This window comes from Qipengyuania vulgaris (genome assembly GCF_009827325.1).
Taxonomy (GTDB): domain Bacteria; phylum Pseudomonadota; class Alphaproteobacteria; order Sphingomonadales; family Sphingomonadaceae; genus Qipengyuania; species Qipengyuania vulgaris.
The window spans coordinates 296,818-321,984 of record NZ_WTYC01000001.1 but is presented as its reverse complement, the minus strand read 5'-3'; the positions used below and the strand labels follow the sequence as shown (position 1 = coordinate 321,984).

Annotated in this window: 28 protein-coding genes; 14 read left to right on the top strand and 14 right to left on the bottom strand. The window is 61.4% G+C overall.

Annotation, left to right across the window (positions count from 1 at the left end; all coding sequences use genetic code 11):
• Positions 1-97: 97 nt before the first annotated feature.
• The 3 genes from GRI69_RS01640 to GRI69_RS01630 are packed head-to-tail and all read left to right on the top strand — an operon-like array spanning position 98 to position 1,589.
• A complete protein-coding gene (locus GRI69_RS01640) occupies positions 98-400 on the top strand; it encodes an integration host factor subunit alpha (RefSeq protein WP_202391777.1) in 303 nt (100 codons plus the stop codon).
• A 19-nt stretch (positions 401-419) separates the two neighbouring features.
• Positions 420-788, top strand: a complete 369-nt coding sequence (locus tag GRI69_RS01635; RefSeq protein ID WP_160726576.1) for a MerR family transcriptional regulator — start codon at positions 420-422, stop codon at positions 786-788.
• 45 nt (positions 789-833) lie between these two features.
• A complete protein-coding gene (locus GRI69_RS01630) occupies positions 834-1,589 on the top strand; it encodes a tetratricopeptide repeat protein (protein WP_160726575.1) in 756 nt (251 codons plus the stop codon).
• A 535-nt stretch (positions 1,590-2,124) separates the two neighbouring features.
• Here the strand turns inward: GRI69_RS01630 and smc are convergent.
• From smc to GRI69_RS01610, 4 genes are all read right to left on the bottom strand, one after another.
• A complete protein-coding gene (gene smc / locus GRI69_RS01625) occupies positions 2,125-5,547 on the bottom strand; it encodes a chromosome segregation protein SMC (RefSeq protein ID WP_160726574.1) in 3,423 nt (1,140 codons plus the stop codon).
• A gap of 24 nt (positions 5,548-5,571) precedes the next feature.
• Positions 5,572-6,318, bottom strand: coding sequence for a thioredoxin domain-containing protein (locus tag GRI69_RS01620; protein WP_160726573.1), 747 nt, complete (start codon positions 6,316-6,318; stop codon positions 5,572-5,574).
• A 117-nt stretch (positions 6,319-6,435) separates the two neighbouring features.
• Positions 6,436-7,152, bottom strand: coding sequence for a thioredoxin domain-containing protein (locus GRI69_RS01615; protein ID WP_160726572.1), 717 nt, complete (start codon positions 7,150-7,152; stop codon positions 6,436-6,438).
• Between the two features lies 1 nt (position 7,153).
• On the bottom strand, positions 7,154-7,702 hold the full coding sequence (locus GRI69_RS01610; RefSeq protein ID WP_160726571.1) for a DUF721 domain-containing protein: 549 nt from the start codon (positions 7,700-7,702) through the stop codon (positions 7,154-7,156).
• Positions 7,703-7,731: 29 nt separating this feature from the next.
• On the opposite strand from GRI69_RS01610, the gene GRI69_RS01605 reads away from it, so the two are divergent.
• Positions 7,732-8,751 (top strand): NUDIX domain-containing protein, encoded by a 1,020-nt coding sequence (locus GRI69_RS01605; RefSeq protein WP_160726570.1) that lies wholly within the window; start codon positions 7,732-7,734, stop codon positions 8,749-8,751.
• On the opposite strand, the gene GRI69_RS01600 is transcribed toward GRI69_RS01605, so the two are convergent.
• Entirely contained in the window at positions 8,748-8,969 is a 222-nt protein-coding gene (locus GRI69_RS01600; protein ID WP_160726569.1) for a hypothetical protein, read from the bottom strand. The two genes, GRI69_RS01605 and GRI69_RS01600, sit on opposite strands and share 4 nt — an antisense overlap.
• Before the next feature lie 111 nt (positions 8,970-9,080).
• Between GRI69_RS01600 and GRI69_RS01595 the strand changes: the two genes are divergently transcribed.
• The 3 genes from GRI69_RS01595 to GRI69_RS01585 are packed head-to-tail and all read left to right on the top strand — an operon-like array spanning position 9,081 to position 11,968.
• On the top strand, positions 9,081-10,388 hold the full coding sequence (locus GRI69_RS01595; protein ID WP_160726568.1) for a serine hydrolase domain-containing protein: 1,308 nt from the start codon (positions 9,081-9,083) through the stop codon (positions 10,386-10,388).
• Between the two features lie 30 nt (positions 10,389-10,418).
• On the top strand, positions 10,419-11,252 hold the full coding sequence (nudC, locus tag GRI69_RS01590) for an NAD(+) diphosphatase (RefSeq protein ID WP_202391822.1): 834 nt from the start codon (positions 10,419-10,421) through the stop codon (positions 11,250-11,252).
• Positions 11,249-11,968 carry a DsbA family oxidoreductase gene (locus GRI69_RS01585; protein ID WP_160726567.1) on the top strand — a complete coding sequence of 240 codons (720 nt, stop codon included), beginning with the start codon at positions 11,249-11,251 and terminating at the stop codon, positions 11,966-11,968. The genes nudC and GRI69_RS01585 overlap by 4 nt, the downstream gene beginning before the upstream one ends.
• A 16-nt stretch (positions 11,969-11,984) precedes the next feature.
• On the opposite strand, the gene GRI69_RS01580 is transcribed toward GRI69_RS01585, so the two are convergent.
• Together GRI69_RS01580 and GRI69_RS01575 are read right to left on the bottom strand one after the other, a co-directional pair.
• Entirely contained in the window at positions 11,985-12,230 is a 246-nt protein-coding gene (locus tag GRI69_RS01580; protein WP_160726566.1) for a hypothetical protein, read from the bottom strand.
• Positions 12,231-12,288: 58 nt separating this feature from the next.
• On the bottom strand, positions 12,289-12,681 hold the full coding sequence (locus GRI69_RS01575) for a DUF1489 family protein (RefSeq protein WP_160726565.1): 393 nt from the start codon (positions 12,679-12,681) through the stop codon (positions 12,289-12,291).
• A 138-nt stretch (positions 12,682-12,819) separates the two neighbouring features.
• On the opposite strand from GRI69_RS01575, the gene GRI69_RS01570 reads away from it, so the two are divergent.
• Positions 12,820-14,511, top strand: a complete 1,692-nt coding sequence (locus GRI69_RS01570; RefSeq protein ID WP_160726564.1) for a serine hydrolase — start codon at positions 12,820-12,822, stop codon at positions 14,509-14,511.
• 6 nt (positions 14,512-14,517) lie between these two features.
• On the opposite strand, the gene mgtE is transcribed toward GRI69_RS01570, so the two are convergent.
• A complete protein-coding gene (gene mgtE / locus GRI69_RS01565; protein ID WP_160726563.1) occupies positions 14,518-15,984 on the bottom strand; it encodes a magnesium transporter in 1,467 nt (488 codons plus the stop codon).
• Positions 15,985-16,087: 103 nt separating this feature from the next.
• Here mgtE and GRI69_RS01560 point away from each other — a divergent pair, with 103 nt between their 5' ends.
• The 6 genes from GRI69_RS01560 to GRI69_RS01535 all read left to right on the top strand — a co-directional run bounded on the left by GRI69_RS01560 (position 16,088) and on the right by GRI69_RS01535 (position 21,526).
• The gene (locus GRI69_RS01560; protein WP_160726562.1) at positions 16,088-16,549 is read left to right on the top strand and encodes a peptidylprolyl isomerase; all 462 of its coding nucleotides are present in this window, start codon (positions 16,088-16,090) and stop codon (positions 16,547-16,549) included.
• 92 nt (positions 16,550-16,641) lie between these two features.
• Entirely contained in the window at positions 16,642-17,985 is a 1,344-nt protein-coding gene (miaB, locus tag GRI69_RS01555) for a tRNA (N6-isopentenyl adenosine(37)-C2)-methylthiotransferase MiaB (RefSeq protein ID WP_160726561.1), read from the top strand.
• Between the two features lie 98 nt (positions 17,986-18,083).
• Positions 18,084-19,127, top strand: a complete 1,044-nt coding sequence (locus tag GRI69_RS01550; protein WP_160726560.1) for a PhoH family protein — start codon at positions 18,084-18,086, stop codon at positions 19,125-19,127.
• On the top strand, positions 19,128-19,616 hold the full coding sequence (gene ybeY / locus GRI69_RS01545; RefSeq protein ID WP_160726559.1) for an rRNA maturation RNase YbeY: 489 nt from the start codon (positions 19,128-19,130) through the stop codon (positions 19,614-19,616). It abuts the gene before it with no gap.
• Positions 19,617-19,654: 38 nt separating this feature from the next.
• Positions 19,655-20,572, top strand: a complete 918-nt coding sequence (locus tag GRI69_RS01540) for a hemolysin family protein (RefSeq protein ID WP_160726558.1) — start codon at positions 19,655-19,657, stop codon at positions 20,570-20,572.
• 69 nt (positions 20,573-20,641) lie between these two features.
• Complete coding sequence (locus GRI69_RS01535; protein WP_160726557.1) at positions 20,642-21,526, top strand: LysR substrate-binding domain-containing protein; 885 nt, start codon at positions 20,642-20,644, stop codon at positions 21,524-21,526.
• Here GRI69_RS01535 and GRI69_RS01530 read toward each other — a convergent pair.
• The 6 genes from GRI69_RS01530 to GRI69_RS01505 all read right to left on the bottom strand — a co-directional run bounded on the left by GRI69_RS01530 (position 21,523) and on the right by GRI69_RS01505 (position 25,160).
• Complete coding sequence (locus GRI69_RS01530) at positions 21,523-22,425, bottom strand: lysophospholipid acyltransferase family protein (RefSeq protein ID WP_160726556.1); 903 nt, start codon at positions 22,423-22,425, stop codon at positions 21,523-21,525. The two genes, GRI69_RS01535 and GRI69_RS01530, sit on opposite strands and share 4 nt — an antisense overlap.
• Positions 22,397-22,819 (bottom strand): Fur family transcriptional regulator, encoded by a 423-nt coding sequence (locus tag GRI69_RS01525; protein ID WP_160726555.1) that lies wholly within the window; start codon positions 22,817-22,819, stop codon positions 22,397-22,399. Before GRI69_RS01525 ends, GRI69_RS01530 begins: the two co-directional genes overlap by 29 nt.
• 76 nt (positions 22,820-22,895) lie before the next feature.
• Positions 22,896-23,333: a Ros/MucR family transcriptional regulator gene (locus GRI69_RS01520; protein WP_160726554.1), complete on the bottom strand. Its 438-nt coding sequence runs from the start codon at positions 23,331-23,333 to the stop codon at positions 22,896-22,898.
• A gap of 118 nt (positions 23,334-23,451) precedes the next feature.
• Positions 23,452-23,904, bottom strand: coding sequence for a GNAT family N-acetyltransferase (locus GRI69_RS01515; RefSeq protein ID WP_237452882.1), 453 nt, complete (start codon positions 23,902-23,904; stop codon positions 23,452-23,454).
• The gene (gene tsaB / locus GRI69_RS01510) at positions 23,901-24,515 is read right to left on the bottom strand and encodes a tRNA (adenosine(37)-N6)-threonylcarbamoyltransferase complex dimerization subunit type 1 TsaB (RefSeq protein ID WP_160726553.1); all 615 of its coding nucleotides are present in this window, start codon (positions 24,513-24,515) and stop codon (positions 23,901-23,903) included. The genes GRI69_RS01515 and tsaB overlap by 4 nt, the downstream gene beginning before the upstream one ends.
• 36 nt (positions 24,516-24,551) lie before the next feature.
• Positions 24,552-25,160 (bottom strand): malonic semialdehyde reductase, encoded by a 609-nt coding sequence (locus GRI69_RS01505; protein WP_160726552.1) that lies wholly within the window; start codon positions 25,158-25,160, stop codon positions 24,552-24,554.
• Positions 25,161-25,167: the final 7 nt, after the last annotated feature.

Below are 25,167 nucleotides of genomic sequence, written 5' to 3'. Positions count from 1 at the left end.
CATTGTGCGAATCGCGGCAAGCTGTTAAATATCCAAGGTTACTTCGATAAAGTCGCACTCCACTCAGGGTCGCCACTGAGGGGAAGGATAAATGGATATGATGCGTTCCGTGGGTACATTGACCCGCGCAGATTTGGCCGAGACGATCAACCGCAAAATGGGGCTTAGCCGCGCGGAATCGCTCGATCTGGTGGAAGAGATTCTCGCCAGGATGTGCGATGCGCTTGCCCGGGGTGAAAACGTCAAGATTTCCGGTTTCGGAAGCTTCGTCCTTCGCGACAAGAAGGAACGCATCGGGCGCAACCCCAAGACCGGGATCGAAGTGCCGATCACGCCGCGCCGCGTCATGACTTTCCGCGCCAGCCAGCTTTTGAAAGAGCGTATCGCCAACAGTTTCTGAAACTGTTAGCGTCGCCTCCATGGCCGAGTTCGACGATCACAAGGAAAGCGGTGCCCTCCGCACCATTGGCGAGGTCGCCAAGGCGACCGGTATCAAGGCGCATGTCCTGCGGTACTGGGAACAGCAGTTCCCCCAGCTCAAACCGCTGAAGCGCAGCGGTGGGCGGCGCTATTACCGTGCGGAAGACGTGGTGCTGGTCGAACGTATCGACCGGCTGGTGAACCGCGAAGGCTATACCCTCAAGGGCGCAAAAGCCGCCCTGCGCGGTGCGCCCGACCAGCAGGCCGCCGCGGAAGTATCGGCTGCGGCGGAAGCGTCTGTTAGCGGCGACGTGCTGGCAAAGCTGAAAGCTATCCGGATGGACTTGCACGCCGCTCTGGCGGGCTGAGGGGAATGGCGGAGCCTTTTTCCGCTTGCGACGCCATAGCGGACAATGGAAAATTCATCCAATCTAGTCGCGGGGGCTTATTTGATGCCCAAACATTTATCCATTCTGGCGGCCCTACTTCTCGCGCTTCCCGCTTGCGGTAACGCCCAACCGCAAGACGAGCTGATTGCAACGCTTGAGCGTCTATTGGCCGAAGGCAATTCAGAAGCCGCCTATCACCTCGGTATGGCCTATCATACAGGCAGCGGGGTGAATGAAGATAGATCAACCGCGCTAGCGATGTTTCGCCGAGCGGCTGAGGCAGGCAGCCCACTCGGGTCCTACAAGTTGGGTTGTTACTACGATGGCCAAGGCGGTGGGCTGGTCAAGGATAATGCCGCCTTGGCACTCAAGCACAAATTGGTGGCTGCTAAGGCGGGGTATGCGCTTGCTCAGCAGGACGTTGCAGCGCTCTATGCGCGAAGGGGAGATATGGATGAAGCGGTCGCTTGGCTTGAGCGGGCCGTCAAACAAGGGTGGCCGCAAGCGCTCGCAACATACGCCTCGATCCACAATGGCGCTGAGGGCATTACGCCTGATCCCGTCAAGACTTTCGCCTACTTTCAACTATTTCTTGAGACACAAGATGCAACTCCAGAACAAGTGAAATGGCTTCGCGAGTTTGCAGAAGGCATGTCGGAGAGCGAGAAGCAAAGTGCCGATAGAATCATAAATGATTATCAGCCGTCTCCGACCCAAATCACGCTGACTGCACTTTCTGGGCAGAGTGCGGCGATAGAGTTGGTTGAACGTAAAAATTGAAAGCGCGCTTTAGGCTATGTACGCTTTCCACCCCCTCAACAAACCATTCGTCACCCCGGACTTGATCCGGGGTGGTGCTTATCTTGGTAGGCAGGATTGAAGTGAAGCACCGGCCCCGGGTCAAGCCCGGGGCGACGGGGATCGGAGGTGGGTGGCTTCACGACCGACAAAGCAGATCTGGCAAGCCCGCAGAGCGCGGGTCGCCGTCCGTCAGCCTGTGCCGTCTAACACCTCTGTCCTACACGCGCGTGCCGCGGTAATGCGGGGCCTGTTTCAGGATTTCGAGGCTTGGCAATATGGGCCGAAGTTGCGCGCGGCCAATGTGCCGCGCTGCCGCGAACCTTGGCACGCGCAATAGTCGGGACATGGAGTGAACCCCGTTCTCAAAAGTCACAGTGCCTGCGCCGGAAATCCCCATAACATCCTGAAAAACCGAGAGGCCTGCGAAAAGTCACGGGTCTGGAAACTGCGTTACCCGTACCATGCGGCGGCTGGATTTGCCGCTTTGAAACGCCCCGCCAGCGCCAACCGCTGCCTATTCCGCGGCCAGAAGTTCCTCGGCCCCGCCCAGGTCCACGCTTACCAACCGGCTGATGCCTTTCTCGATCATCGTTACGCCGAACAGTCTGTGCATCCGGCTCATGGTGACCGCGTTGTGGGTGACGATGAGATAGCGAGTGTCGGTTTCCTTCACCATCGCCTCCAGCAGGTCGCAGAACCGGTCGATATTGGCATCGTCCAGCGGTGCGTCGACTTCGTCGAGCACGCAGATCGGGGCGGGATTGGTGAGGAAGAGAGCGAAAATCAACGCCGTTGCGGTCAGCGCCTGTTCGCCGCCCGAAAGCAGGGTGAGCGACTGGAGCCGCTTGCCCGGCGGCTGGGCGAAAATCTCGAGCCCCGCTTCGAGAGGATCGTCGCTGTCGATCAGGGCAAGATGCGCCTCGCCCCCTTCGAACAGGCGCGCGAACAGGTGCTTGAAGTGGCCGTTGACCTTCTCGAACGCTTCGCGCAGCCGTTCGCGGCCTTCGCGGTTGAGATTGCCGATCGAACCGCGCAGCCGGCTGACCGCTTCGCGCAGTTCCTCCTGCTCGGCGGCGTTGGTGCCGTGCTCGCTCTCGATCTTCTCCAGCTCTTCGGCGGCGACCAGATTCACCGGGCCGATCCGCTCGCGGCTGGCCGTGAGGCGATCCATTTCCTCGCCCTCCGCATCGGCGGATTTGACGCTGTCTTCCTCGAATTCGAACTTTTTCGGCAGCAGCGGGGGAGGGGACTGGAACCGCTCCCCTGAAATACGCGCCATCTCGATGCGTCGCCCGTCTTGGTTCTCGGCCCGCGCCGACAGGCCGGCACGATTCTCACGCGCTTCCGCAAGCGCCTCGTTTGCTGCGGCGAATGCGCGGTCCGCCTCTTGCGCGGCCTGGCTGGCGGCGTGCAGGGCCTTCTCGGCTTCGGCGAGTTCGGCGCCCAGCCTCTCGCGGACCGTGTCGCCCTGCTCGATTTCCCGCATCAGGCCTTCGGGCTTGGCGGCGAATATGGCGCGCTGTTCCTCGATCTCTTCGAACCGGCGGGCCATGTCCGAAAGGCGCCGGGCAGCCTCGCCGGAACGATCCTGCCAGTTCGCCATGTCGCTACGCTGTGCGGCGGTGCGTTCGCGCGCGACCGCGAGCGACTGGTCATGCGCGGCGAGCTCTGCGGCTCGTGCCTGCAGCGCTATACGGGCCGCCTCGTTTCTGGCGCGCGCAGCTTCCAGCGAGGCGCGGCCCGCAGCCGGATCGGGCAGGGCGTCACGCTTCGTTTCTGCAGCGGCGAGGTCGGACCGGGCGGCCTCAACGAGGTCTGCATGCTCGCTCTCGGCTCGTTCCAGTTCGGCTAGCCGCGCGGCCACCCGTTCGCGCGCCGCTTCTGCCTGGTCGAGCGCTCGCAGGGCTTGCCGCTCCGCCTCGCTGGCGGCAGACAGCTCGCGATCGGCAGCGATCAGTTCGCGCTGGAGATTGGAAAGCGTCTCGCTCGCCTCGGATTGCCTGGCTTCGGCGAGGTCAACCGCCGCCTGCAGGTCGGGCACGAGCGTGTCGAGTTCGGCGAAGCGGTTCTCCGCCTCCAGCCGCGCGGCTTCGGCAGCGCCTTCACCGCGGACCACCAGCCCATCCCAGCGTCGCAATTGTCCGTCCAGCGTCACGAGGCTTTCGCCGGGCGCCAGTTTCCGGCCGTCATCGCTCTCGGTCACGTGGACGAGGCTGAGCGGTGCGCGAAGCTCTCTGGGACATTCGACCAGGTGATGGACGAGACTGTCCGCCACCTCCTTGCCCGTGTCGGCTCCGGTCCAGTAGCGTCCCTCGCTCCCGTCGTCGGGCAATCCCAGCAGTGCCTTTCCGTCCCGGCCCAGGGCCGAAGCGGCTGCGCGTTCATAGCCATTCTCGGCGCGCACTCCGTCGATTGCCTGCTGCCGGCCCGAGCGCTTCGCCGCTGCCCGCTCGCGCGCCTCGCGGTCACGTTTCAAGGCATCGTATTCACGCTGGACGCCGGAAAGCTTGGCCTTGGACGCGGAATAGGCACTGGCGGCCTCGTCCCGCTGCGCCTGCAGGCCTGCCTTGCGCGCCTGCATATCCTCGATCGCGGCCCGCTTCGCCTCGACTTGGGCGGCGGCATTCTCCGCCGTGTCCCGTGCTTGCGAGACCGCGGCTTCGAGGTCTTCACTGGCAAGGGCCGCACGCTGATCGGCCATGCGCCGGGCCTCTGCCTCGATCCGTTCAAGGCGTGCCTTGGCCTGGCTAACTTCCGCCTCGACGACACGCCATTCGGCCTCGACCCCGGCATTATCGGCAGTCGCCTTGGCGAGGGCAAGTTCGGCGGTGCGGCTGGCGCGCTCTGCATCCTCGCTCTGTGCTACCAGTTCGGGGCGCCGTTCCTCGTCGGCAGCAAGGGACTTCTCGCTCGCGGCGAGATCCTTTTCGAGCCGCGCCAGCGCCTCGGCGGCATCCTGGGTAAGCCGGTCCGCGTCGCCCCGGTCTTCTTCCAGCCGGGCCTTCTGGCGGACGAGATCGGCCAGGCGTTGCTCGGCCGCCTCGAGCTGGCTCGTCAGCGAGGCCATGCGGTGACCATGCGCGCTCGCATCGTCCCTCCGGTCGGCCTGTTCTTCGCGCGCTTCGGACAGCTTCTCGGCGGCCTCGCGCTGGGCCTTCTGAGCTTCGTCGGCGGCCTTCTGGGCTTCGCCCACACGGGTATCGGCCTGCGCTGCGGCTTTCTTGGCCTCGTCCGCCGCTGCGGCAGCATCGCGCCAGCGGGCGAAGACTAGCCGCGCTTCGGCAGTCTTGATCTCGTCGGAGAGCTTTCGATAGCGTTCGGCCTGCTTGGCCTGCCGCCGCAAGGACGCGATCTGGCTGTCGAGACCGGCCATCAGGTCTTCGAGCCGCGCAAGGTTGGTCTCGGTCTGGCGCAGCTTGCTCTCGGCATCGCGGCGGCGGACATGGAGACCTGCGATTCCCGCTGCCTCTTCCAGCATCATCCGGCGCTCGGTTGGCTTGGCCGCGATTACCTGGGCGATCTTCCCCTGGCTGACGAGCGCGGGACTATGGGCCCCGGTAGCGGCATCGGCGAAGGTGAGCGCGACATCCTTCGCGCGGACATCCCTGCCGTTAACGCGATAGGCGCTGCCCGCACCGCGCTCGATCCGGCGGACGACCTCAAGCTCTTCGCCATCGTCGTCTTCGGCAGAGAGAACAACTTCGGCAAAATCGCGGGGAGGGCGGCTGGCCGTGCCCGCGAAGATGACATCTTCCATCCCGCCCGAGCGCATCGACTTGGGCGAATTCTCGCCCATCACCCATCGGATAGCCTCCAGCAGATTGGATTTGCCGCAACCGTTGGGGCCGACCACCCCGGTCAGCCCCGGTTCGATCCGCAAGGTGGAGGGCTCGACGAAGCTCTTGAAACCGCTCAGCCTGAGCTGTTTGATGAGCATCGCTGTCTGCCCCCCGCGCCGGCTTTACCTCGCGCCGGCGCGCTGAAGGATAGGTTCGAGTGCCTGCCACTGGTTCACGTCGAGACGCTGGCCGTTGAGGAAAAAGGTCGGTGTGCCGGTCACGTTGTTGGCGGCGGCGACCTCACTCGATTTCTCCGCCATCGCATTGATCGCGTCGCCATCGGAAAGGCAGGTGCGTGCCTGATCGGCAGAGATGCCGCGCGCAGCGAAGAAATCGATCAACCCTCCGGCCTGCGCAAGCTGCACGAACCGCTGTTCCGGCGGAGCGGACATGGCTGCCTCGTATGCTGCACCGTTCGACTGGAGATTGTTGCTAAACTCGGGAAGCGCGGCCCAGGCCTGATCGGCGAGGGCATGGAAGCCTGCCGGCGAACCACACCGCGCCAGGGTGGAGATAGTTACATCCAGCGGGTCGCGAAGAAGAGGACGGATTTCGAAACTCACCACGCCGGACTGGACGTAATCTTCCTTGAGCGGTTCAGCGCCACTTTCTGCAAAGTAGGCGCAGGCACCGCACGTATGACTGGCATACTCCACCAGCTTCAAAGGAGCTTCGGGATTGCCGATCACAAAGCCACCCTCTTCGGTTACACTTGCAGTTTCAAGCCAGCTCTGGCCCTCGGGGGCTGCAATGTCTGCAACGGCCTCGCCTTCCAGGGTTGTTGCATCCGCCTCCTCGGCATTGCTCCCGCAAGATACAAGTGTGAGCGCAAGGGGGGCGGCAAATACGAAACTCAAGCGGCGGTTCATCGCAAATCCTCTTCGTCGGTCGATAAGGCTAGGTCATGGGGTCTATAAGGTGAAGCGCGTCCTTGGGCGTGTCCACAGGGCTATCACCGGCAAAATCAACTGGTGGGTTAACTCGCCCTAACGGAAAAACTTGTCCAGATGTGGTTGGAGCCCGGCCCAGTCGTGAGCATCGAGCCTTTTGCCGCCCATGATGAATGTGGGGGTCCCAATGAGGGAGTGCGCTTCGATATCAGCCTGGCTTTGCTCTGCGATCGATTGTGCCTTGGCCTCATCGGTCAGGCACTGGTCGAGGGAGGTACGGGAATAGCCGCGCCTCTCCATGATCTGGTAAAAATCAAGGTCACTTGCGATTGCTTGAGCGCGGCTGCCGAAACTTCCAAAACTCCACCGAGCTTTCTGTGCCTGCGTAACCTTCTTCGCCTTGGCCATCCATTCGTCGTGCTTCAGGATCAAGGCCTCGTGGTTTCCGGGAAATTTGATTGGATCGCCGCACTGAGCCGCGAGGGCAGCCGTCAGGTCGACGGGATCGCGGATCAGATGGCGGATTTCGTAAGAAACCTTGCCCGTCGGGACGTAAAGGAGCTTGATCGCACCATCGCCGGTCCGGGCGAATGCGGCGCAATGGGAGCAAGTATAGCTCATGTATTCCACGAGCTTTCCCTTGGCTTCAGGATTGCCGATCAGGTGACCGCCTTCGGTCTGTGTCACCATGGCACCCCAATTGCCCTTCTTCTGAGGTCCGGGCTGAGGAGCGCTCTGTGCCGCAGCGGTTGCAGCCAGCACAGTCGCGGCGGCCAACATGAGCGGCTTCCTGAGATATGCAAATTTCTTCAAGTCAGTTGTTCCCATTTTCACTCTGAGATCCGAGACCGCGTGCGAGGGATTCTAAAACCGTCCGCAATTCAGGATCACCGATATCGCGCAGGCTATCTCCCAATTCCATCGGTATCGGCTTGAGGGAAGGCGGCGATTTGGTCCTCCTCCTGTCCTCCGGAGGCTTAACCGCGCCTTGCCGGAGCTTGATCCGGGCCACGGCTTTATAACCGAAGAAGCGATTCACACGTTCCGTAATCTCCGGCAATACCTGCTGGATAAGCGGAGCGTGGGCAGGGAGCACGACCAGTTCCAGAATGCCTTCGGATTTCTCGCCGGGCGGGAACCGGATCATCTCGGGTGTGCATACCCGAGAATGCGTGTCGCCGACGATCTCCGGCCAGCGACTCACAATCGAACTCTGTACGAAACCGAACCGGCGAAATGCCGGGCGGCCGATCTGCGGCATGAGGTCCGAGATTGCCTTCGCCTGACCGCCGCGGGGCCGTTCATACGGCCTGGGCGACTTCTTCGGCGCCTTGGTCCCGCTTTTCGGTTTGTCGCTTTTCATTACTCCCGGGCTCATGCCATAGGCGGAGCGTGGCCGCCATAGTCTCCGAAAAATTGCTCGAATGGTATGATGCCAATGCTCGCGACCTTCCGTGGCGAGCCAGGCCCGGCGAAGCGGCTCCTGATCCCTACCGCGTCTGGTTATCGGAAATCATGCTGCAACAAACGACCGTTGCGGCGGTCAAGCCATATTTCGAAGCTTTCACACGCCGCTGGCCAAACGTCGAAGCGCTTGCCACCGCCCCCGAAGAAGACGTCATGGCGGCGTGGGCAGGGCTTGGCTATTATTCGCGGGCCCGCAATCTCGTGAAAGCGGCACGAGCAGTTGCCGAGCGAGGCGGCTTTCCCGATACCGAAGAAGGACTGCGGCAGTTGCCGGGCCTCGGGCAGTATACTGCTGCGGCGGTTGCAGCGATCGCATTCGGACGCCGCGCGGTGGTGGTGGATGCCAATGTCGAGCGGGTGGTGGCGCGCCTTTTCGCGCTGACCGAACCCTTGCCCGTGGTGCGCAAAGCGATTCGCGTCTGTACGGAAAGCATAACTCCCGCGCAGCGATCCGGCGATTTCGCGCAGGCCATGATGGACCTCGGTTCCGCCGTCTGCACCGCGCGCAGTCCGAAGTGCCTCTTGTGTCCGTTGGCGACTGACTGCCGCGGCAGGGCGGAGCATGACCCTGAAGCCTTGCCGGTAAAAGCGGCCAAAAAGCCAAAGCCGACGAGAACGGGAGAGGCCTACTGGATCGAGCGCGAGGGGATGGTTTGGCTGGCCAGGCGTGAAGGCAAGGGTATGCTCGGAGGGATGCGAGCTCTGCCCGACGATGGGTGGTCGGCCCGCACGGATGGAGCCGGGGTGCCGCTACTCGAAGGAGAGTGGGAGGGGGCAGGCCTGGTTCGGCACAGCTTTACCCACTTCACACTGGAATTGTCTGTAAGGCGCTACCTTGGCGCGGCGACACCACGGCAAGAGGGCGAATGGTGGCCGATCGAACGGCTGGATGAGGCGGGGCTCCCGACCCTGTTCGCAAAAGCCGCACGGTTGGCGCTGGCCTAGAAAATACCGCCACCCAGCGTCAGACGGACGGCCGCGATAAGCAAAACGATCAGGTTGAAATTCCGCCCGGAATTGCTCGAAGAAATCTGTCCGAGCACTACGCCGATAACGATCAATGGCAAGGCGAACCAGTTGGCCCAGCCTAGGAAAGGAATGGTCGCAGGGATGACGATGACGAGCGAGACGATCCCGAATAGGATGGAAAGCAGGTTAAGCATGTGTCCTATATGGGTAAATCACCTTGGCTTAGCAAGAGTTTCGTTTCGCAATTGACCGTTCAGATTCTAATCCGCATCACATCGAAGGATATTTGAGGATGAGGATCGTAAATGGCTTACCGTGACTTCGCCGCAGCTGAATTTTCGCGCCGTTCGCTTTTGCGCGGGGGCGCATGGCTCACTGCCGGGGCAGCGCTGGCGGGCGCACCGATGGGCAGGATGGCGCTGGCGCAAGGAAATTCGGATGTTGCCTGGCGCAATGTCGCCGCGATGGTCGATAAATATGTCGGCGAACGCAAGGTAGCCAACATGGTCGCGGCTCTTGGTTGGGGACGAGAGGATCCGACCTACATCGCACGCGGAAATCTGGCGCTCGGCGGAAGCACGCGCGCCGATGCGGATAGCCTTTATCGCATCTACTCGATGACCAAGCCGATCACCGGCATGGCCGCGATGATGCTGATCGACGATGGCAAGCTGGGCCTCGACCAGCCGATCGCCGAGATCCTGCCGGCGTTTTCGAACATGATGGTTCAGAAAACCTATGATGGTTCCGTTACCGACCTCGTCCCGGCGGAGCGACCGATCACGGTACGCCATCTGCTCACCCACACGGCAGGCCTGGGTTACAGCATTGTGCAAAAGGGACCGATCCGCGACCAGTACGTCAGATACGGAGTAGTACCGGGGCAGGTCAGCCGCCTGCCGATCCCGGGACTGGGCCGCGAAGAGGCTATCCAGGGCCTCGACAAGTTCGCCAACAATCTGGCTCGCCTGCCGCTCGTGCTGCAACCGGGCACGAAGTGGAGCTACTCGGTCAGTCTCGATCTTATGGGCCGCGTAATCGAGGTGGCCAGCGGAATGAAGTTCGACGAATTCCTGCGGACCGCCATCTTCGAGCCGACCGGGATGACCAGCACATGGTTCCGTGTCCCTGAAAGCGAAGTGGATCGGTTCACCACCAACTACGGCATCATGGGGGGAGTGCCCTTGCCGATGGATCCGGCAGCCTCGTCGGTCTATCTCGATGAACCGGCATTTCCGTTCGGCGGCGCTGGCCTGGTCTCCAGCACGCGTGACTATGATCGCTTCCTGCAGATGCTGCTCGGTTACGGTGTGATCGACGGGCGCCGCGTAATGGGGGAAACGGCGGTACGCGTCGGCACCTCCAATCTTCTACCCGAAACCGCCACGACGAAGGGAACGTGGATCGAAGGTCAGGGCTTTGGTGCGGGCGGCCGGGTCAACAACGATGCGTATGGCTGGGGCGGTGCTGCCGGAACGGTAGGATTCGTCAGTCACAAGACCAACCTGCGCGCCACCATGATGACGCAGTACATGCCATCCGAAGCCTATCCGATCCATGAAGGGTTCCCCAAGGCGGTGCTGTCCGATCTTGCCGCGATGCAGGGGGCCTGAGCCATTATTCTTTCCTTCACGGGATCGAGACTGGACCGCGCCGACCATGTCCGCGCCGATCCGGAGCGGCTGGCAGGGTACACGAACTGGAAGGCCCGGTTGCTCGCGCTCGACGGGCTGATGCCTGCGGTCGGAGAGGATGGCCGGCTGTCGTGGGGCACATTGGCGGATGCACCGGAAGATGGCGAACTCGTGTTCCTGGGGCTGGACGATGGAAAGGCCTGTTTTGCGGCCGTCCCTCCGCATGGTGATGCTTCGCCGCGGATCGCCAACCCGCAACTCTGGTCGCTCATGGCGACGCTCTCGCCCGACGATCTGGCACTCTACGGCGGCGCGCGCAGCATTGTCGACTGGCACGCACGACATCGCTTCTGCGCACAGTGCGGCGGTGATACGAAACTGGCAAAGGGCGGATGGCAGCGCGATTGCGCCTCCTGCGGCGCGAGCCATTTTCCGCGCACCGATCCGGTCACGATCATGCTGGTCGAGAACGAGGGGCGCCTGATGCTGGGCCGCGGCCTCGGCTGGCCGGAAGGGCGCTTTTCGGCGCTGGCAGGTTTCGTGGAGCCCGGCGAAAGCATCGAAGAGGCGGTTGCACGCGAGGTCCTCGAAGAGAGCGGCGTTCGCGTACGCGATGTGACCTACGTCGCGAGCCAACCCTGGCCCTTTCCAAGCCAGCTGATGATCGGCTGCCATTCCTACGCCGATGACGATTCGCTGACGATCGACGAGACCGAAATGGCCGAGATAGGCTGGTATTCTCGCGAAGAGGTCATTGCTGCACTGAATTGTGACGGCCCCTTCGTCGCGCCGCCACCGCATGCTATCGCACACCACCTGATGGAATGGTGGATTTCAGGATGAGCGAACCCCGCAGGCTCTCGATCGATATCTGGTCCGATGTGATGTGCCCCTGGTGCCTCGTGGGCTGGGGAAACCTCTCGCAGGCGCTAGACCAGCTTGAAGGTGAAATCGCGGCAGACATCCGCTGGCACGCCTTCGAGCTCAACCCCGATATGCCTGATGATGGCGAAGAACGCACAGCGCATATCGCCCGGAAATACGGGCGTACCCTGGAGCAATCGCGGGGAGTGCAGGAACAGATGAGTGAGGCTGCCAAGGCCGCTAGTGTATCACTCGATTACAAAGGCGATGAACGGGCTCCGGACGCTATGATGTGGAACACTTTCGACGCGCACAAGCTACTAACTTGGGCTCTTGAAGAACATGGGTCGGATCGACAGACGCAATTGAAGCTCGCGCTGTTTGAGGCCCATTTCAATTATCGGCGACGCATCGGCGAACGCTCAGTCTTGCTCGACGTGATCGAAGAGATTGGCCTCGACCGCGAAGCAGGTGAGGCCGCGCTTGTCGATGAAGAACTGGCCCGAAAGACCCGTGTCGAAGAACGGGCCGCGATGGAAATGAATATCACGGGGGTCCCAGCTATGATCGTAGAGGGACGCTTGATGATCCCCGGTGCACAGCCGCCCGAAGCCTATGTCAACGCGCTGCGGCGCGTAGCCGAAAGAACCGCCGTCCAAAACACAAACGCCCCGCTATCTGGGCGGGGCGTCTGAACTCATTGAAGTGGGCTTAGCTGGATCGGTTTTCCTGGATGGCCTGACGGGTCTTTTCGCCCTTCTTTGCATTCTGACCGGGATTATCCGAGCCAATTTCGGGCTCGCGATTATCCGGGTCCAGCGCGCGATTGAGCTCTGCGCGTGACCCGACATTACGGTTGACTTCGCCGCCCGCAGAACTCTGCTGTGAGGGCGTATCGTATTCCTTCATCCTGTCGATCAGGTCGTTATCGGAATGTCTGGATTGTCGTTCGGGCATATCGATTTCTCCTTTACCCGGTCAACGACTAGGCCGATGTCGATGTTCCGTAATTCTTCTAGATCAGACCCAGCCGTTCGAGCTTTCCGGCCAACTTTCCCGGTAGTACGTCGCCGATGTCTTCGCCTTCGTTCAGATCGCGCGGGGCCTTGTCGTCCGGGAGGTAGCGCCATCCCTGATGCGCGCGTTTGGGACGGGGATATACGGGGATCAGCACCGGCTCCAACTCGATCCACCAGCGCCCGTCGGGACGCTGTTCGAAACCCTTGATAGGGGTGCGGCCCACCAGAGAATGATTGTGTATCCAGTAAAGGGAGCCGCCCTGCATCTCCTCATGCCGTTTGGGGAGATAGCGAGTGGTCAGGCGCATTTCGCTCCGGTTCTCGAACCAAGACCTGAGATCGGCGTGGCTTTTCGCTCCGAACGCAATCTTGGTCATATGGAGCGGCATGGTTATGAAGATGGGGATTTACGCTTCAAGGCTCAAGCAACTTTTATATTGGGGCACACGGCAAGACCGACGAGAAGCCGTCGGGCAAGCTATGAAATGAGAGGAACGGGGATGACAGGATACTTGCGGAACACGTGCATGATCGGAGCCATGGTCATATCCACTCCGGCAGCGGCGCAGCAGGTTGAAGGCTATTGGAAAGGCGCGCTGACTATCGGCAGCACCGAGCTTTCCATCGGAGTCGCAATCGAGCGGGGGGCGGATGAAACGCTGTCGGGTACGCTCGACAGCCCAGACCAGAACACGTTCGACATTCCGCTGTCCGACGTTGATGCTGTCGATAGCACTCTGACCTTCGCCGTCCCCGCCATCGGAGCCAGCTACACGGGCAATTGGGATCCGGCGGCCGGTCACTGGACCGGTGTGTTCAGTCAGGCCGGGATGCAATTGCCGCTAAATCTCGTTGCTGGCCAACCTCCGGAACGGCCAGCCGCCACCGAACGTCCCACTCTGCCGGAAAACTGGACGATTCCTTCGGACACCTCGATCTCTAACATGATCGCAGACCGACTGGCTGAACGGCCCGGAGCCGACATGATCGTAGGGATACTGCAGGGGGCGGCTACCCGAACGGTCGCGGGGGAAGGAGCAGAGGTCGACGCCGACACTTTGTTCGAGATCGGTTCCATGACGAAGGTATTCACTTCGCTGCTGCTGGCCGACATGGTGCTCGATGAGACGGTTTCCCTCGACGATCCCGTCGCGAAATATCTTCCAGAAGGGGCGTCTTTGCCCCAGCGCAATGGGAAGCAGATAACCCTGCGCAATCTTTCGCAGCAGGATTCTGGCTTGCCCAGATTACCCGACAACCTGAGCCCTTCAGACGTCGCCAACCCCTACGCTGACTACACCGAGCAGGACTTGCTCGCCTTCCTCGCTCCATACGAGCTACCCAGAGACATTGGCAGCCAGTACGAATATTCCAATCTCGGGGTTGGCCTGCTTGGTTATGCGCTATCCCGCGCTGCGGGCACTGATTTCGAAACACTGCTCCGGAATCGCATCTTAGAACCGCTTGCGATGGACGACACGGCGATTGCGCTTTCAACCGACCAGCAGGCCCGTTTCGCTACAGGTCATGATGAATATATGCGGCCAACCAGCGCATGGGATCTTTCGGTCCTAGCCGGTGCGGGAGGTATGCGCTCGACGACGGCAGATATGTTGATTTTCCTCAAGGCGGCGCTTGATCCTGCATCCCCGATCGCACCTGCAATGAAACTTTCGTTGGCCGAACGCAGGGAGGGTCCGGGCTTTGACGCGGGCCTTGGATGGATGATCGTTCCTGCACCTCAGGGTGAAGTGGTGGGTCATGGCGGTGGGACCGGTGGCTTCCGATCCTACATGGCCATACAACCCGCAGCCGATCGAGCCGTGGTCGCGCTGACCAGTTCCGCTGTCGAACCCGCCGCTCAGGATATCGCGCTGCACGCCCTCATCGGAGCGCCGGTCGCGAAGGCTGGTCCCGTTCCTGAAGCGCCTGCGAGCGTGGACAGAACCGAAGCGCAGCTGACGCAGGACGAACTTGCACGGGTAACGGGTGTTTACCGCTTTGCGCCCAACGTCGCTCTAATGATCAATCGGGAGGGTGACCAACTTTTCGCCACGATAACAGGACAAGGCGCTTTGCCGATCTTTCCGCGCGCACCGCTGGAATTCTTCTGGCGGGCCGTAAATGCGGAGATAGTTTTCTCAGAAACAGATGGCACGATCACGGGGGCGACCTTTACGCAAGATGGCGCGAGTTCGGCGTTGGTGAAGGAAAAATAGCGCGCTTCAGGCGCTCACAATCCCGCTGGCGACCGCGAGGCCAAGGAAGGCAAAAAAGCCCATCGAATCCGTGATCATGGTCACGAATACGCTGCTGGCTACGGCAGGGTCCTGATCGAGGCGTTCGAATGCGACCGGCACGAGGACACCCGCGAGGCCCGCGGTCGCCACATTGATGATCATGGCGAGCGCAATCACTGCGCCGAGCGTTGGGGTAAAGACGGCCGCAGTAGCCAGCCCGACCAGGATCGCGATGGTTGCTCCGTTGAGCATGGCGACGCGAAATTCGCGGAGCAGGATGCGGCCCGTATTGCTGCGCGTCAGCTGGTTCATGGCGATGGCGCGTACGGTGACTGCCATGGTCTGCGTACCCGCATTGCCGCCGATGCTGGCGACGATCGGCATCAGCACGGCAAGGGCGACCAATTGCTCGATCGCGGCGCCGAACATCGCAATGATGAGGCTGGCAACCAGCGCCGTGCCAAGGTTGGCGACCAACCAGCGCACGCGGCTGGAATAGGCTTCGCGGATCGGCTCGTTGATGTCGCCCTCACCGGCACCCGACATCAGCAGGGCGTCTTCGCCCGCTTCTTCGGAGATGATGTGGACGATATCGTCGACCGTCATCTGGCCGACCAGCCGCCCGTCGCCATCGATCACGGCGGCGCTGATCAGGCCGTATTTCTGGAACATCAGCGCGACCTCTTCCTGGTCGAGATCGGCCGGGATCAGCGTCTGGTCGCGTTTCATCACGTCGCCCAACGCCACGTCGCGGGGAGTGCGCAGGATCCACGAAAGCTGGCAGGTGCCCACCGGGTGCATCCGCTGGTCGACCACGAAGACCTCGAGGAAATCCTCGGGCAGGTTACGGCCTTCGCGCAGGAAATCGATGATGTCGCCGACCGTGACGTGTTCCGGCACCGCCACGAAATCGCGGCTCATCAGGCGTCCGGCGGTTTCTTCCGGATAGGACAGCGCCGTCTGGATCGCGATCCGGTCTTCCGGATCGAGTTCGGCGAGAATGGCTCGCTGGTCGTCTTCGTCGAGATCCTCGATCAGCTGGACCGCATCATCGGTTTCCAGCTGTTCGGCAATTTGCGCCACCCGTCCTGCGGGCAGCGCCTCCATCATTTCTTCGCGGACATAGTCGTTGAGCTCGGCAACGACTTCGGATGTCATCAGGTCGGTGATCGCCGCGGCCAGCTGGTGGCGTTCTTCTCTTTCGAACAGTTCGAGAAGGTCGGCGACGTCGGCCGGGTGTAGCGGTTCGACGAGGTCGTAGACCGCGCCGGTTTCACCGGCGTCGAGCGCAGCTTCGACCGAGCGGACGAAGGCCGGCTTCAGCGTGTTTTCCTCGTCCATGCGCTCGTCGTCGATGCGGTCGTCCGGACGCGCGCCATCCTCTGCCGCGCTCTCCGTTTCCGGAGCCAGCATCACTTCGTCGTCATCGAGGGGGCGTTCGTCCTCCGCCATGGCGCGAAACCTCTAGGCACACCGGGATATAAAGCAAGCAGAGGGTGACAGGCGTCCCACAATCCTTATGTAGGCGCCAACCAAATTACAGGAGACCAATACGATGGCCGACAAGCTGACATTCACTCTCGATACCGGCGATGGCGAGAACAAGGACGTGGTGATCAAATTGCGCCCCGACCTAGCGCCCAACCATGTGGAGCGTATCACCACGCTGGCGAATGAAGGCTTTTACGACGGCGTGGTATTCCACCGCGTAATCCCCGGCTTCATGGCGCAGGGCGGCGATCCGACCGGCACCGGCATGAGCGGCAGCGACAAGCCCGACCTCAAGGCTGAATTCAACAGCGAACCGCACACCCGCGGCACATGCTCGATGGCCCGCACCCAGGTGCCCGACAGCGCCAACAGCCAGTTCTTCATCTGCTTCGACGATGCTGAATTCCTCGATGGCCAGTACACCGTCTGGGGCCAGGTCGAGAGCGGCATGGAACACGTCGACGCGCTCCCGAAGGGCGAGCCTCCGAAAGAGCCGGGCAAGATCGTTAAGGCGACGGTTTCGTAAGGACGATCCTCACCGACGTAATGGGAAGGGTGGCCGCGTGCCGCCCTTTTCGTTGAAAGGCCCTGCTGCATACGGTAAGGGCCGCCCCACTCATGAAACCTACCAGTTCCCCCAAGACCTACAGGGTCAAGAGCTTCGGCTGTCAGATGAACGTTTATGACGGCGAGCGCATGGCCGAGATGCTGGGCGAGCAAGGCATTCTGCCTGCGCCCGAAGGTGAGGAAGCCGACCTCGTCGTGCTCAACACCTGCCACATTCGCGAGAAGGCGGCGGAGAAGGTCTATTCGGACATCGGCCGCCTGACCAAGGCCGGGCGCAAGGTCGGCAAGGAACCGCTGATCGCGGTGGCTGGCTGCGTGGCGCAGGCGGAAGGCGAGGAGATCATGAAGCGCTCTCCTGCGGTCAGCATGGTCGTTGGCCCGCAGGCCTATCACCGTCTGCCTGAAATGCTTGGGCGTGCCGTAAAGGGCGAGCGGTCGACCGATACCGACATGCCGGCAATCGCCAAGTTCGCCGCATTACCCGAGCGCCGCCGCACCAATCCGGCAAGCTTCCTCACCGTGCAGGAAGGCTGCGATAAGTTCTGCACCTATTGCGTGGTGCCCTATACCCGTGGCGCGGAAATCTCGCGCCCTTACAGCGACCTGGTGACCGAAGCGAAAAAACTGGTCGATGCGGGCGCCAAGGAAATCACCCTACTCGGCCAGAATGTTTCGGCATGGAGTGGCGAGGACGAGAGAGGGCACAAGGTCGGCCTTGCGGGGCTAATCCGCGACCTCGCCAGGATCGATGGCCTTGCGCGCATCCGCTACACCACCAGCCATCCAGCCGACATGGACGACGATCTTATTGCTGCGCATGGCGAGATCGAAAAGCTTATGCCGTTCCTACACCTGCCGGTGCAGGCGGGCAGCGACCGCGTGCTGAGGGCCATGAACCGCAGCCACACTGCCGAGAGCTACCTGCGGCTGCTCGAACGCTTCCGTACCGCGAGGCCAGACCTTGCGCTGTCGGGCGATTTCATCGTCGGCTTTCCCGGGGAGACCGATGCCGAGTTCGAGGAAACCCTCGCGCTGGTCGGCGAGGTGAAATACGCGCAGGCTTTCAGTTTCAAATACAGTCCGCGCCCGGGCACGCCCGCCGCCACGATGGACGGACAGGTGGCGAAAGAGGTCATGGACGAACGCCTCCAGCGCTTACAGACCGCGCTCAACCGAGACCAACTGGCCTTCAACGAGGCGAGCCTCGGGCGGACCTGCGAAGTCCTGGTAGAGCGCAATGGCAAGCTTGCGGGCCAATGGCTTGGCAAATCCCCCTGGTTGCAAAGCGTCTGGTTCGAAGGCGATGCGGTGATCGGCGATCTCGTACGGGCCGAACTGGTTGAAGCGGGCCCCAATTCGCTGGCAGGGAAACTGCGCGAAACCGTTACCGCCTGATTACAAACGGGTGACTTTCCACCGGCCTGTCGCAAGCCGACTTGCCAAGTGCCGGTGAGCGCCTAGATTCCGACTCGCAACCCATGCGAAAGGAGCAGATGGCTCGCAAACCAGCTCGGCAGGCCGAACCGGCCCTGACCAAACCGCCCGCACCCCAGCGCGAGGTTCGCCGCGCACAAGTGGATGTGAACTTCGATAACCAGAGCCTGCTCGGTGCCCTGTTCGGCCAATTCGACGCCAATTTGGTGCAGGTCGAAAACCGGCTGGGCGTATTCATTTCCGCCCGCGGCAATGCAATCCATATCGAAGGACCTGAAGACAGCGTCGCCCGCGCGCGCGACGTGCTCAATGAAATGTACGATCGCCTTGCCATGGGACAGGATCTCGACGCAGGCGCGATCGAATCGCTGATCGCCATGTCCAATGAACCAACTTTCGACGGGATCATCGATGGCAAGCTAAGCGATGCAAAGGGCGGCCCGCCCATCATGATCCGCACGCGGCGCAAGACCATCGTGCCGCGCAGCGCCATGCAGGCGACCTACATGCGCAGCCTGGTGCGAGACGACATCATCTTTGCGCTCGGACCTGCGGGCACGGGGAAGACATATCTCGCCGTGGCCCAAGCGGTCGCGCAGCTGATCAACGGCAGCGTGCAGCGCCTGATCCTTTCGCGTCCCGCGGTGGAGGCTGGCGAAAAGCTCGGCTTCCTCCCCGGAGACATGAAGGAAAAGGTCGATCCCTATCTGCGCCCGCTTTACGACGCCCTTTACGACTGCATGCCGCCCGAACAGGTCGAGCGGCGGCTGGCGTCGGGTGAGATAGAGATCGCGCCCATTGCCTTCATGCGCGGGCGCACGCTGGCCGATGCCTTCGTTATCCTCGACGAGGCGCAGAACACCACCCGCGAGCAGATGAAGATGTTCCTTACCCGGTTCGGGCAGAACAGCCGCATGGTCGTCTGCGGCGATCCGCGCCAAGTGGACATTCCCGGCGGCGGCGGGATGAGCGGCCTTGCTGACGCCGTGGGCAAGCTGGAAGGGGTCGACGGTTTCGGCACCATCCGGTTTACGGCTGCCGACGTGGTCCGCCACCCTATCGTGGGCCGCATCGTCGAGGCTTACGAAGGACCGAACGCCTAAGTGCAATTCGACGTCGAGATCGATGGCTGGCCGCAAGACGAGGACTGGGCCGGATTGACCGAACGTGTGCACGGAGCGGTGGCCGCGCTCGAGCCGGCACTGGCGAATCCGCGGCTGATCGCGAGCGTGCTTTTCACGCTGGACGGGCAGGTCCACGAATTGAACAGGGAGTGGCGCGGGAAGGATAAGCCAACCAATGTGCTGTCCTTCCCCATGCTCGACCGCGACGATCTCGTGGCGCTGGCCGAGGGCGGCCCGCCGGAAATGCTCGGGGACATCGCGCTTGCTCTCGAAACCTGCCAGCGGGAGGCGGGTGAAAAAGGCCTCGGGCTCGAGGTACACACCGCGCACCTGCTGATCCACGGACTGCTCCATCTGGCGGGGTACGACCACGTCGATTCCGACGAACAGGCGGAGGCAATGGAAAAACTGGAAATCGAAGCGCTTGCAAAACTGGGTATTGCTGACCCATATGGGGACCGCGACTAGCTTCGAGGCGAAGCGAACAAGGAGTACGCACCCGGCCCATGGCCAATTCTTCCCCCCCCGCCGGAGACGCGGAGAGTAGCAGCGGGCTGTGGCCCGCGATCCGCAAATTGTTCGACGCCGAAGCCGGCGACCGGTCGCTTCGCGCCCAGCTCGAAGAGGCTATCGACGAGCACGAGGATGAGAACGGTTCCGAAGACACCGATGAAATCGGCAAGGGCGACCTTTCGGGAGTCGAGCGCCAGATGCTGCGGAACCTGCTGCATTTCAGCGAGCATGATGCCGACGATGTCGCCGTGCCTCGCGGAGAGATCATCGCGGTGGGCGCCGATGCCAGCTGGGATGAGGTCGTGGCAGCATTTTCGGAGCACGGTCACTCCCGCATGCCCGTGTATCGCGGACAGCTCGACGATGTGATCGGAATGATCCATATCAAGGACATCTTTCCCTACCTTGCCGAACGGAAGGCGCCTCCGGCCGATTGGACCGTGCTGATGCGCCAGCCGCTCTACGTGCCGCAAACGCGCAATGCGCTGGACGTCTTGGCCGATATGCGGGCGCAGCGGATGCACCTTGCCATCGTGCTGGACGAGTTCTCCGGCACCGACGGGATCATTACGATCGAGGATCTGGTCGAAGAGATCGTCGGCGAGATCGAGGACGAACACGATGACGCTCCGGAAATCTGGATTGCCTCGATCGGCGAGGGGATGTGGGACTGCGACGCGCGGGCCGAACTGGACGACGTGGCCGAGAAGATCGATCCGCGACTGGCCGAAGTCGAGGAATCGGTCGACACGCTGGGCGGGCTCGCCTTCGTGCTGGCCGAACAGGTGCCGCCGGTGGGTAAGGTGCTCGAGCATCCGAGCGGCTGGAAGATCGAAGTGACCGACGGCGACGAGACCCACGTTACCCGGCTGAGACTACATGCTCCGGAAGAATCCGTATCCGCGGATTGATCGCCACCAGTTGCAAGAAACCGAACATTCTTCCTCGACACCGCGCAGTTAGGTGAATAGTCGGAGGACATGGCCACACGCCGTCTTCCGCCCCTTCGTGCCCTTGAGGCTTTTGTTCGCACGGTGCGGCTGGGCTCTGCCCGAGCTGCGGCCGACGAATTGGGCCTGAGTCCATCAGCGCTGTCACGGCGGATTGGCAATCTCGAGGAGTTCGTCGGGAAGAAGCTGTTCACCCGCGCGCGGCAGGCGATGCAGCTTACCGATGATGGCCATGCATTCTACGAGGCAGTGAACCCCCAGCTCGAAGCGCTGGCGAGGGCCGTGGAAAGCCAGTCGGAGAACCTCTCGGTCCTGCGCCTCCATCTCGGCGTCCTGCCTCTCTTCGGCAGCCAGCGGCTCTTTCCGCGCCTCGGTGAACTACGCGTGCGGCACCCGCTGCTGCATATCGATATCGACACCGGCCCGCATCTCGAGGGCCGGGTCGGTGACACGCTCGATGCGGCGATCATCCTGTCGCGCGGACCGGCAAGCGGGCTCCATGCGGTTCGGCTCGATTTCAACATGGTGCATGCAATTGCCAGCAAGGAAATTGCAGACAAGATCGGGAGCGAACCCGATCAGGCCCTGTTGGAAAAGCAGACTTTCCTGATCCACAACGAGCTGCCCGAAAGCTTCCGAGCGTGGAAAGATGCGCTGTCGCTGCACGATCTGGAACCCACCGCGATCGACCACTTCGACTCAGGCCAGCTGATGCTGGAGGCTGCGGCCCAAGGCCTCGGGATTGCCATCATGCACGACGATCACCTTCGGCGCGCGCGGGATAACCGCCTGACCGAACTATTCGGGGTCGAGGTCGAGAGCCCCTATAGCTACTGGTTCGTCTGCAAGCCGACCGCGCTGGAAGAAAGACCGGTCCGGCTGTTCCACGACTGGCTGGTCAAAGCCGGCCTCTAGTTGGCGTCAGTTGCTTCGCGCGGACGATAGCGGACCGCTTCGACCACGTGCTGGTAATCGCGCAGCGGTTTGCCGAGATTGGCAACAAGCTGTTCTTCGATCTCTGCGCGCGCCTTGGCGGCAATAGCCTTGCGACCGCGATGGTGTTCCGGGCTGAAGGGCTCGAGATAGGTAATCCGCAGATCGAAGGACCCGCGACGGGCCATTATGCGCATGGCATTGTGCAGACCGCTCTCTTCACCGATCCAAGCGATTTCTTCCGAGTTCAGCCCGTAATCGAGCACGACGGGCTGCACCATCACGCCCGCTGGCGGTGGCTCCAGAACCGAGATCATCGAGGATTTGAAGGGCAAGAGAGAATGGCCGTCGGTCACGGTGCCTTCGGGAAACACGGTTACCGACCAGTTGTCGTGGAGGGCTTCTTTCAACGCATTGATCTGTTCGGCCACGCCCATGCGATGTTCGCGCTTCACGAAGACCGTGCGGTTGAGGCTGCAAAGCCATCCGATCACCGGGACCTGGCTCAATTCCCATTTAGCGACGAAGGCGGTGCCACTGGCACCGGCCATGGCCAGAATGTCGATCCAGGAGATATGATTGGCGATGAAGAAGACATCGCGGCGTAGCGGTGTACCGGAAACCCTTACCTTCGCGCCAACCACTCTGGCCGTGTAGCGAAGGAACAGCATGGGGAAGGGCGAGCCATAGGCAAAGATGCGATAGGCGTAGTGCAGCGGCACGAATACGAGCAGCAGGACAAGTATGCCGATTGTTCGCAGAATGAACCGCGCCCATCCTGCGATTGTAAGCGGGACTTTCTGACCCCGCGCAGCCGCCAGCCGTTTATCGGAGTAGCGCGCGAGCTTGCGTTCAACTCTCGCGGTCGAGCCGGACGCCATAGAGTTCCATCCGGTGATCGACGAGGCGGTAGCCTAGCTTTTCCGCTATCTGCTTCTGCAGAGCCTCAAGCTCTGGATCGACGAATTCGACGACCTTGCCGGTCTCAACGTCGATGAGATGATCGTGATGTGCCTCGGGAGCGGCTTCATAACGCGCGCGGCCGTCTCCGAAATCATGCCGGTCAAGAATGCCGGCTTCTTCGAACAGGCGGACCGTGCGGTAGACCGTGGCAATCGAAATGCCTGGATCGATCTTGTTCGCGCGGTCATGAACCATTTCCACATCGGGATGGTCATCGGCTTCGGACAGAACCCGCGCGATCACGCGCCGCTGTTCGGTAATCCTCAGGCCCTTGTCGGCGCAGAGCTGTTCGAGATCGATACGCTGGTGCAATTCGGTTTCCTGAATGAATGACGCGCCGTACCCTTATCGGGCAGAGGCGTCCATCTCAAGGTAAAGCGAAGAGCTTTTACGAAGCCTTTTTCCGACCGCGCTTCTGACCGGGCTTGCGACCAAGTCCGATCTTCTTGGCAAGATCACGGCGGGTATCGGCATATTCGGGCGCGACCATCGGATAATCTGAAGAGAGGTCCCAGCGCTGGCGATATTCTTCCGGCGTCATATCGTGTTCTGTCGAAAGGTGACGTTTGAGCATCTTCATCTTCTTGCCGCAGTCGAGGCAGATGATGTGGTCTTTCTTGACCGAGGCCCGTACGGAAACGGCAGGGTCGGGACGGGTTTCTTCGGCCGAACCGGCGCCGCCGAGATTGCTGAGCGCCGAATAAACGTTTGAAATCAAAGTCGGAACATCTTCCACGGAAACGCTATTATTGGAAACGTGGGCGGCAACAATATCCGAAGTCAAGGTAATCAAGGTTTCGGATATATCGGTTTCGAACTGATCCATTAGGCAAACTCCAGTTTTTTGTTCGCCTATTCATACCATTTCTAAGTGTCTACTGGAAATTGTAATTTTCCGCCAAATTTGTCGCACCTCTACAACTTCCTACCGCAATTGTTGAAGCTCAGACAGTTTTTGCAAAAGTCAGCGCGTCGATCCTTTCACCAGTAATGGTGCGATAGTATTTGCACCGCTGACCGATCTGGACGAAACCTTCCGAGCGGTAGAGGGATTCCGCCGGGTTGTTCGCGCGCATTTCGAGGAAGACGCGGGCCGCAGAGCGGTCGCGGGCAGTCTGGAAGAATTGATGCAGGAGCTTCCGGCCCAAACCGTTGCCCCTGAAATCAGGAACAACGGCGATCAAGAGCAACTCGATCTCGTCTGCCGCTTGCCGGGCCAGAACGAAGCCGGCTGCGGTTTGCCCGTCGGCGGGTTCCTCGCCAGCGGGATCGACGAGGATCATGTAGGTTGAAGGAAGCGACAGTGAATCTTCCACCTGCCGCCGCGTCCACGCTTCGCGGTAGTGAGGATCGAAGCTGGTTTCCATCACTTCCATGAGACGATCAAGATCGGTCATTGGGAGGGCAGCTTTGCGTCTGGCGCGCGGCCATAGATCGGTGACAGAGTATCGGTCAGCAAGTCGCGCGGTATTGAAAGTGCATGGCGCGCGTCAGCCAGAAGGTCGAGAGCGTTGGCGTCCCCATCGGCCATTTCGGCGAATTGGGCCGCGCGATTGCCCGCGATCACATTCTCGGAAAGAGTGGCGATCGCTTCGGCTGGGGGCCGAGAGGATAACGCTCCCGCGGGTCGGCCATCCGCATCGAAGGATTGGACGAACCATTCACCATGGCCCCCGTTCATGCATACACCGACGTCATCTGAGCCATCGCCGCGCGCCATCGCGGCAACCAGCGCCAGAGTGGGATAGCCGCGAACCATCGCCCCCCAGGCCAGGCCAAGCGCGCGTGCCGCAGCAAGTCCTATCCTCACGCCGGTGAAGCTGCCCGGGCCGAGCGAAACTAGGATTTCCTGCGCTCGCCCCTTGTCCGGCAGCCCAGCGATCATCGGGACCAATCGTTCGGCATGGCCTCGGCCGATCGTTTCGTGACCATGGCCGAGCAATTCGCCGTCCCCGAACAAGGCGACCGAGCATGCCTCGCCGGCAGTTTCTATAGCAAGCGTGCGCATCCCACTGCCTTGCATCAGGCGGCTACCCGCTTCAAGTCAGTCTATGCGATTGAACTTGCCGAAATCGGGACGAGGGCTGCGATCGAAGATCGTTTCCTTGTCGCCATAACCGATCGCGCAAACCCAGTCGGCCCTGTGACGCGGCTGGTCGGCAAAGAATTGATCGGTAATCTTGTCGAGATCGACGCCGGACATCGGGCCGCAATCGAGGCCCAGCGCGCGGGCGGCGATCATCAGATAGGCACCCTGAAGGGCAGAATTGCGCGCTGCACCTTGCTTGCGCCCTTCCTCGTCCCCTTCGAACCAGCTCTTGGCGTCCGTATGGGGGAACAGCCAAGGCAGTTCCTCGTGAAAATCGATGTCGTAACCGATGATTACCACGACCGGTGCCGTCTTGATCTTCTTCTTGTTCGCGTCCGACGCGAATTCGGCGAGCTGGTCGCGCGATTCCTGCGACTTGCACCATACGAGACGTGCCGGCTGCATATTGGCCGACGTCGGTCCCATCTTCATCAACTCATAAATCTGATGGATCTGTTCTTCGGTCACGGCCTTGTCGTGCCATCCGTTATAGCTGCGCGCTTCACGGAAGATCTGGTCGAGTGCGTTGGCCGACAGGTGGTTGTCGTGGAATTGCTGGGTCATGTAGATC

Bases quoted from the DNA above. Each gene is read 5' to 3' on its own strand.
- GRI69_RS01640 (WP_202391777.1), top strand. From the start codon at position 98: ATGATGCGTTCCGTGGGTACATTGACCCGCGCAGATTTGGCCGAGACG.
- GRI69_RS01635 (WP_160726576.1), top strand. From the start codon at position 420: ATGGCCGAGTTCGACGATCACAAGGAAAGCGGTGCCCTCCGCACCATT.
- GRI69_RS01630 (WP_160726575.1), top strand. From the start codon at position 834: ATGGAAAATTCATCCAATCTAGTCGCGGGGGCTTATTTGATGCCCAAA.
- smc (WP_160726574.1), bottom strand. From the start codon at position 5,547: ATGCTCATCAAACAGCTCAGGCTGAGCGGTTTCAAGAGCTTCGTCGAG.
- GRI69_RS01620 (WP_160726573.1), bottom strand. From the start codon at position 6,318: ATGAACCGCCGCTTGAGTTTCGTATTTGCCGCCCCCCTTGCGCTCACA.
- GRI69_RS01610 (WP_160726571.1), bottom strand. From the start codon at position 7,702: ATGAAAAGCGACAAACCGAAAAGCGGGACCAAGGCGCCGAAGAAGTCG.
- GRI69_RS01600 (WP_160726569.1), bottom strand. From the start codon at position 8,969: ATGCTTAACCTGCTTTCCATCCTATTCGGGATCGTCTCGCTCGTCATC.
- GRI69_RS01595 (WP_160726568.1), top strand. From the start codon at position 9,081: ATGGCTTACCGTGACTTCGCCGCAGCTGAATTTTCGCGCCGTTCGCTT.
- GRI69_RS01585 (WP_160726567.1), top strand. From the start codon at position 11,249: ATGAGCGAACCCCGCAGGCTCTCGATCGATATCTGGTCCGATGTGATG.
- GRI69_RS01580 (WP_160726566.1), bottom strand. From the start codon at position 12,230: ATGCCCGAACGACAATCCAGACATTCCGATAACGACCTGATCGACAGG.
- GRI69_RS01575 (WP_160726565.1), bottom strand. From the start codon at position 12,681: ATGCCGCTCCATATGACCAAGATTGCGTTCGGAGCGAAAAGCCACGCC.
- GRI69_RS01570 (WP_160726564.1), top strand. From the start codon at position 12,820: ATGATCGGAGCCATGGTCATATCCACTCCGGCAGCGGCGCAGCAGGTT.
- mgtE (WP_160726563.1), bottom strand. From the start codon at position 15,984: ATGGCGGAGGACGAACGCCCCCTCGATGACGACGAAGTGATGCTGGCT.
- GRI69_RS01560 (WP_160726562.1), top strand. From the start codon at position 16,088: ATGGCCGACAAGCTGACATTCACTCTCGATACCGGCGATGGCGAGAAC.
- miaB (WP_160726561.1), top strand. From the start codon at position 16,642: ATGAAACCTACCAGTTCCCCCAAGACCTACAGGGTCAAGAGCTTCGGC.
- GRI69_RS01550 (WP_160726560.1), top strand. From the start codon at position 18,084: ATGGCTCGCAAACCAGCTCGGCAGGCCGAACCGGCCCTGACCAAACCG.
- GRI69_RS01540 (WP_160726558.1), top strand. From the start codon at position 19,655: ATGGCCAATTCTTCCCCCCCCGCCGGAGACGCGGAGAGTAGCAGCGGG.
- GRI69_RS01535 (WP_160726557.1), top strand. From the start codon at position 20,642: ATGGCCACACGCCGTCTTCCGCCCCTTCGTGCCCTTGAGGCTTTTGTT.
- GRI69_RS01530 (WP_160726556.1), bottom strand. From the start codon at position 22,425: ATGGCGTCCGGCTCGACCGCGAGAGTTGAACGCAAGCTCGCGCGCTAC.
- GRI69_RS01520 (WP_160726554.1), bottom strand. From the start codon at position 23,333: ATGGATCAGTTCGAAACCGATATATCCGAAACCTTGATTACCTTGACT.
- GRI69_RS01515 (WP_237452882.1), bottom strand. From the start codon at position 23,904: ATGACCGATCTTGATCGTCTCATGGAAGTGATGGAAACCAGCTTCGAT.
- tsaB (WP_160726553.1), bottom strand. From the start codon at position 24,515: ATGCGCACGCTTGCTATAGAAACTGCCGGCGAGGCATGCTCGGTCGCC.
- GRI69_RS01505 (WP_160726552.1), bottom strand. From the start codon at position 25,160: ATGACCCAGCAATTCCACGACAACCACCTGTCGGCCAACGCACTCGAC.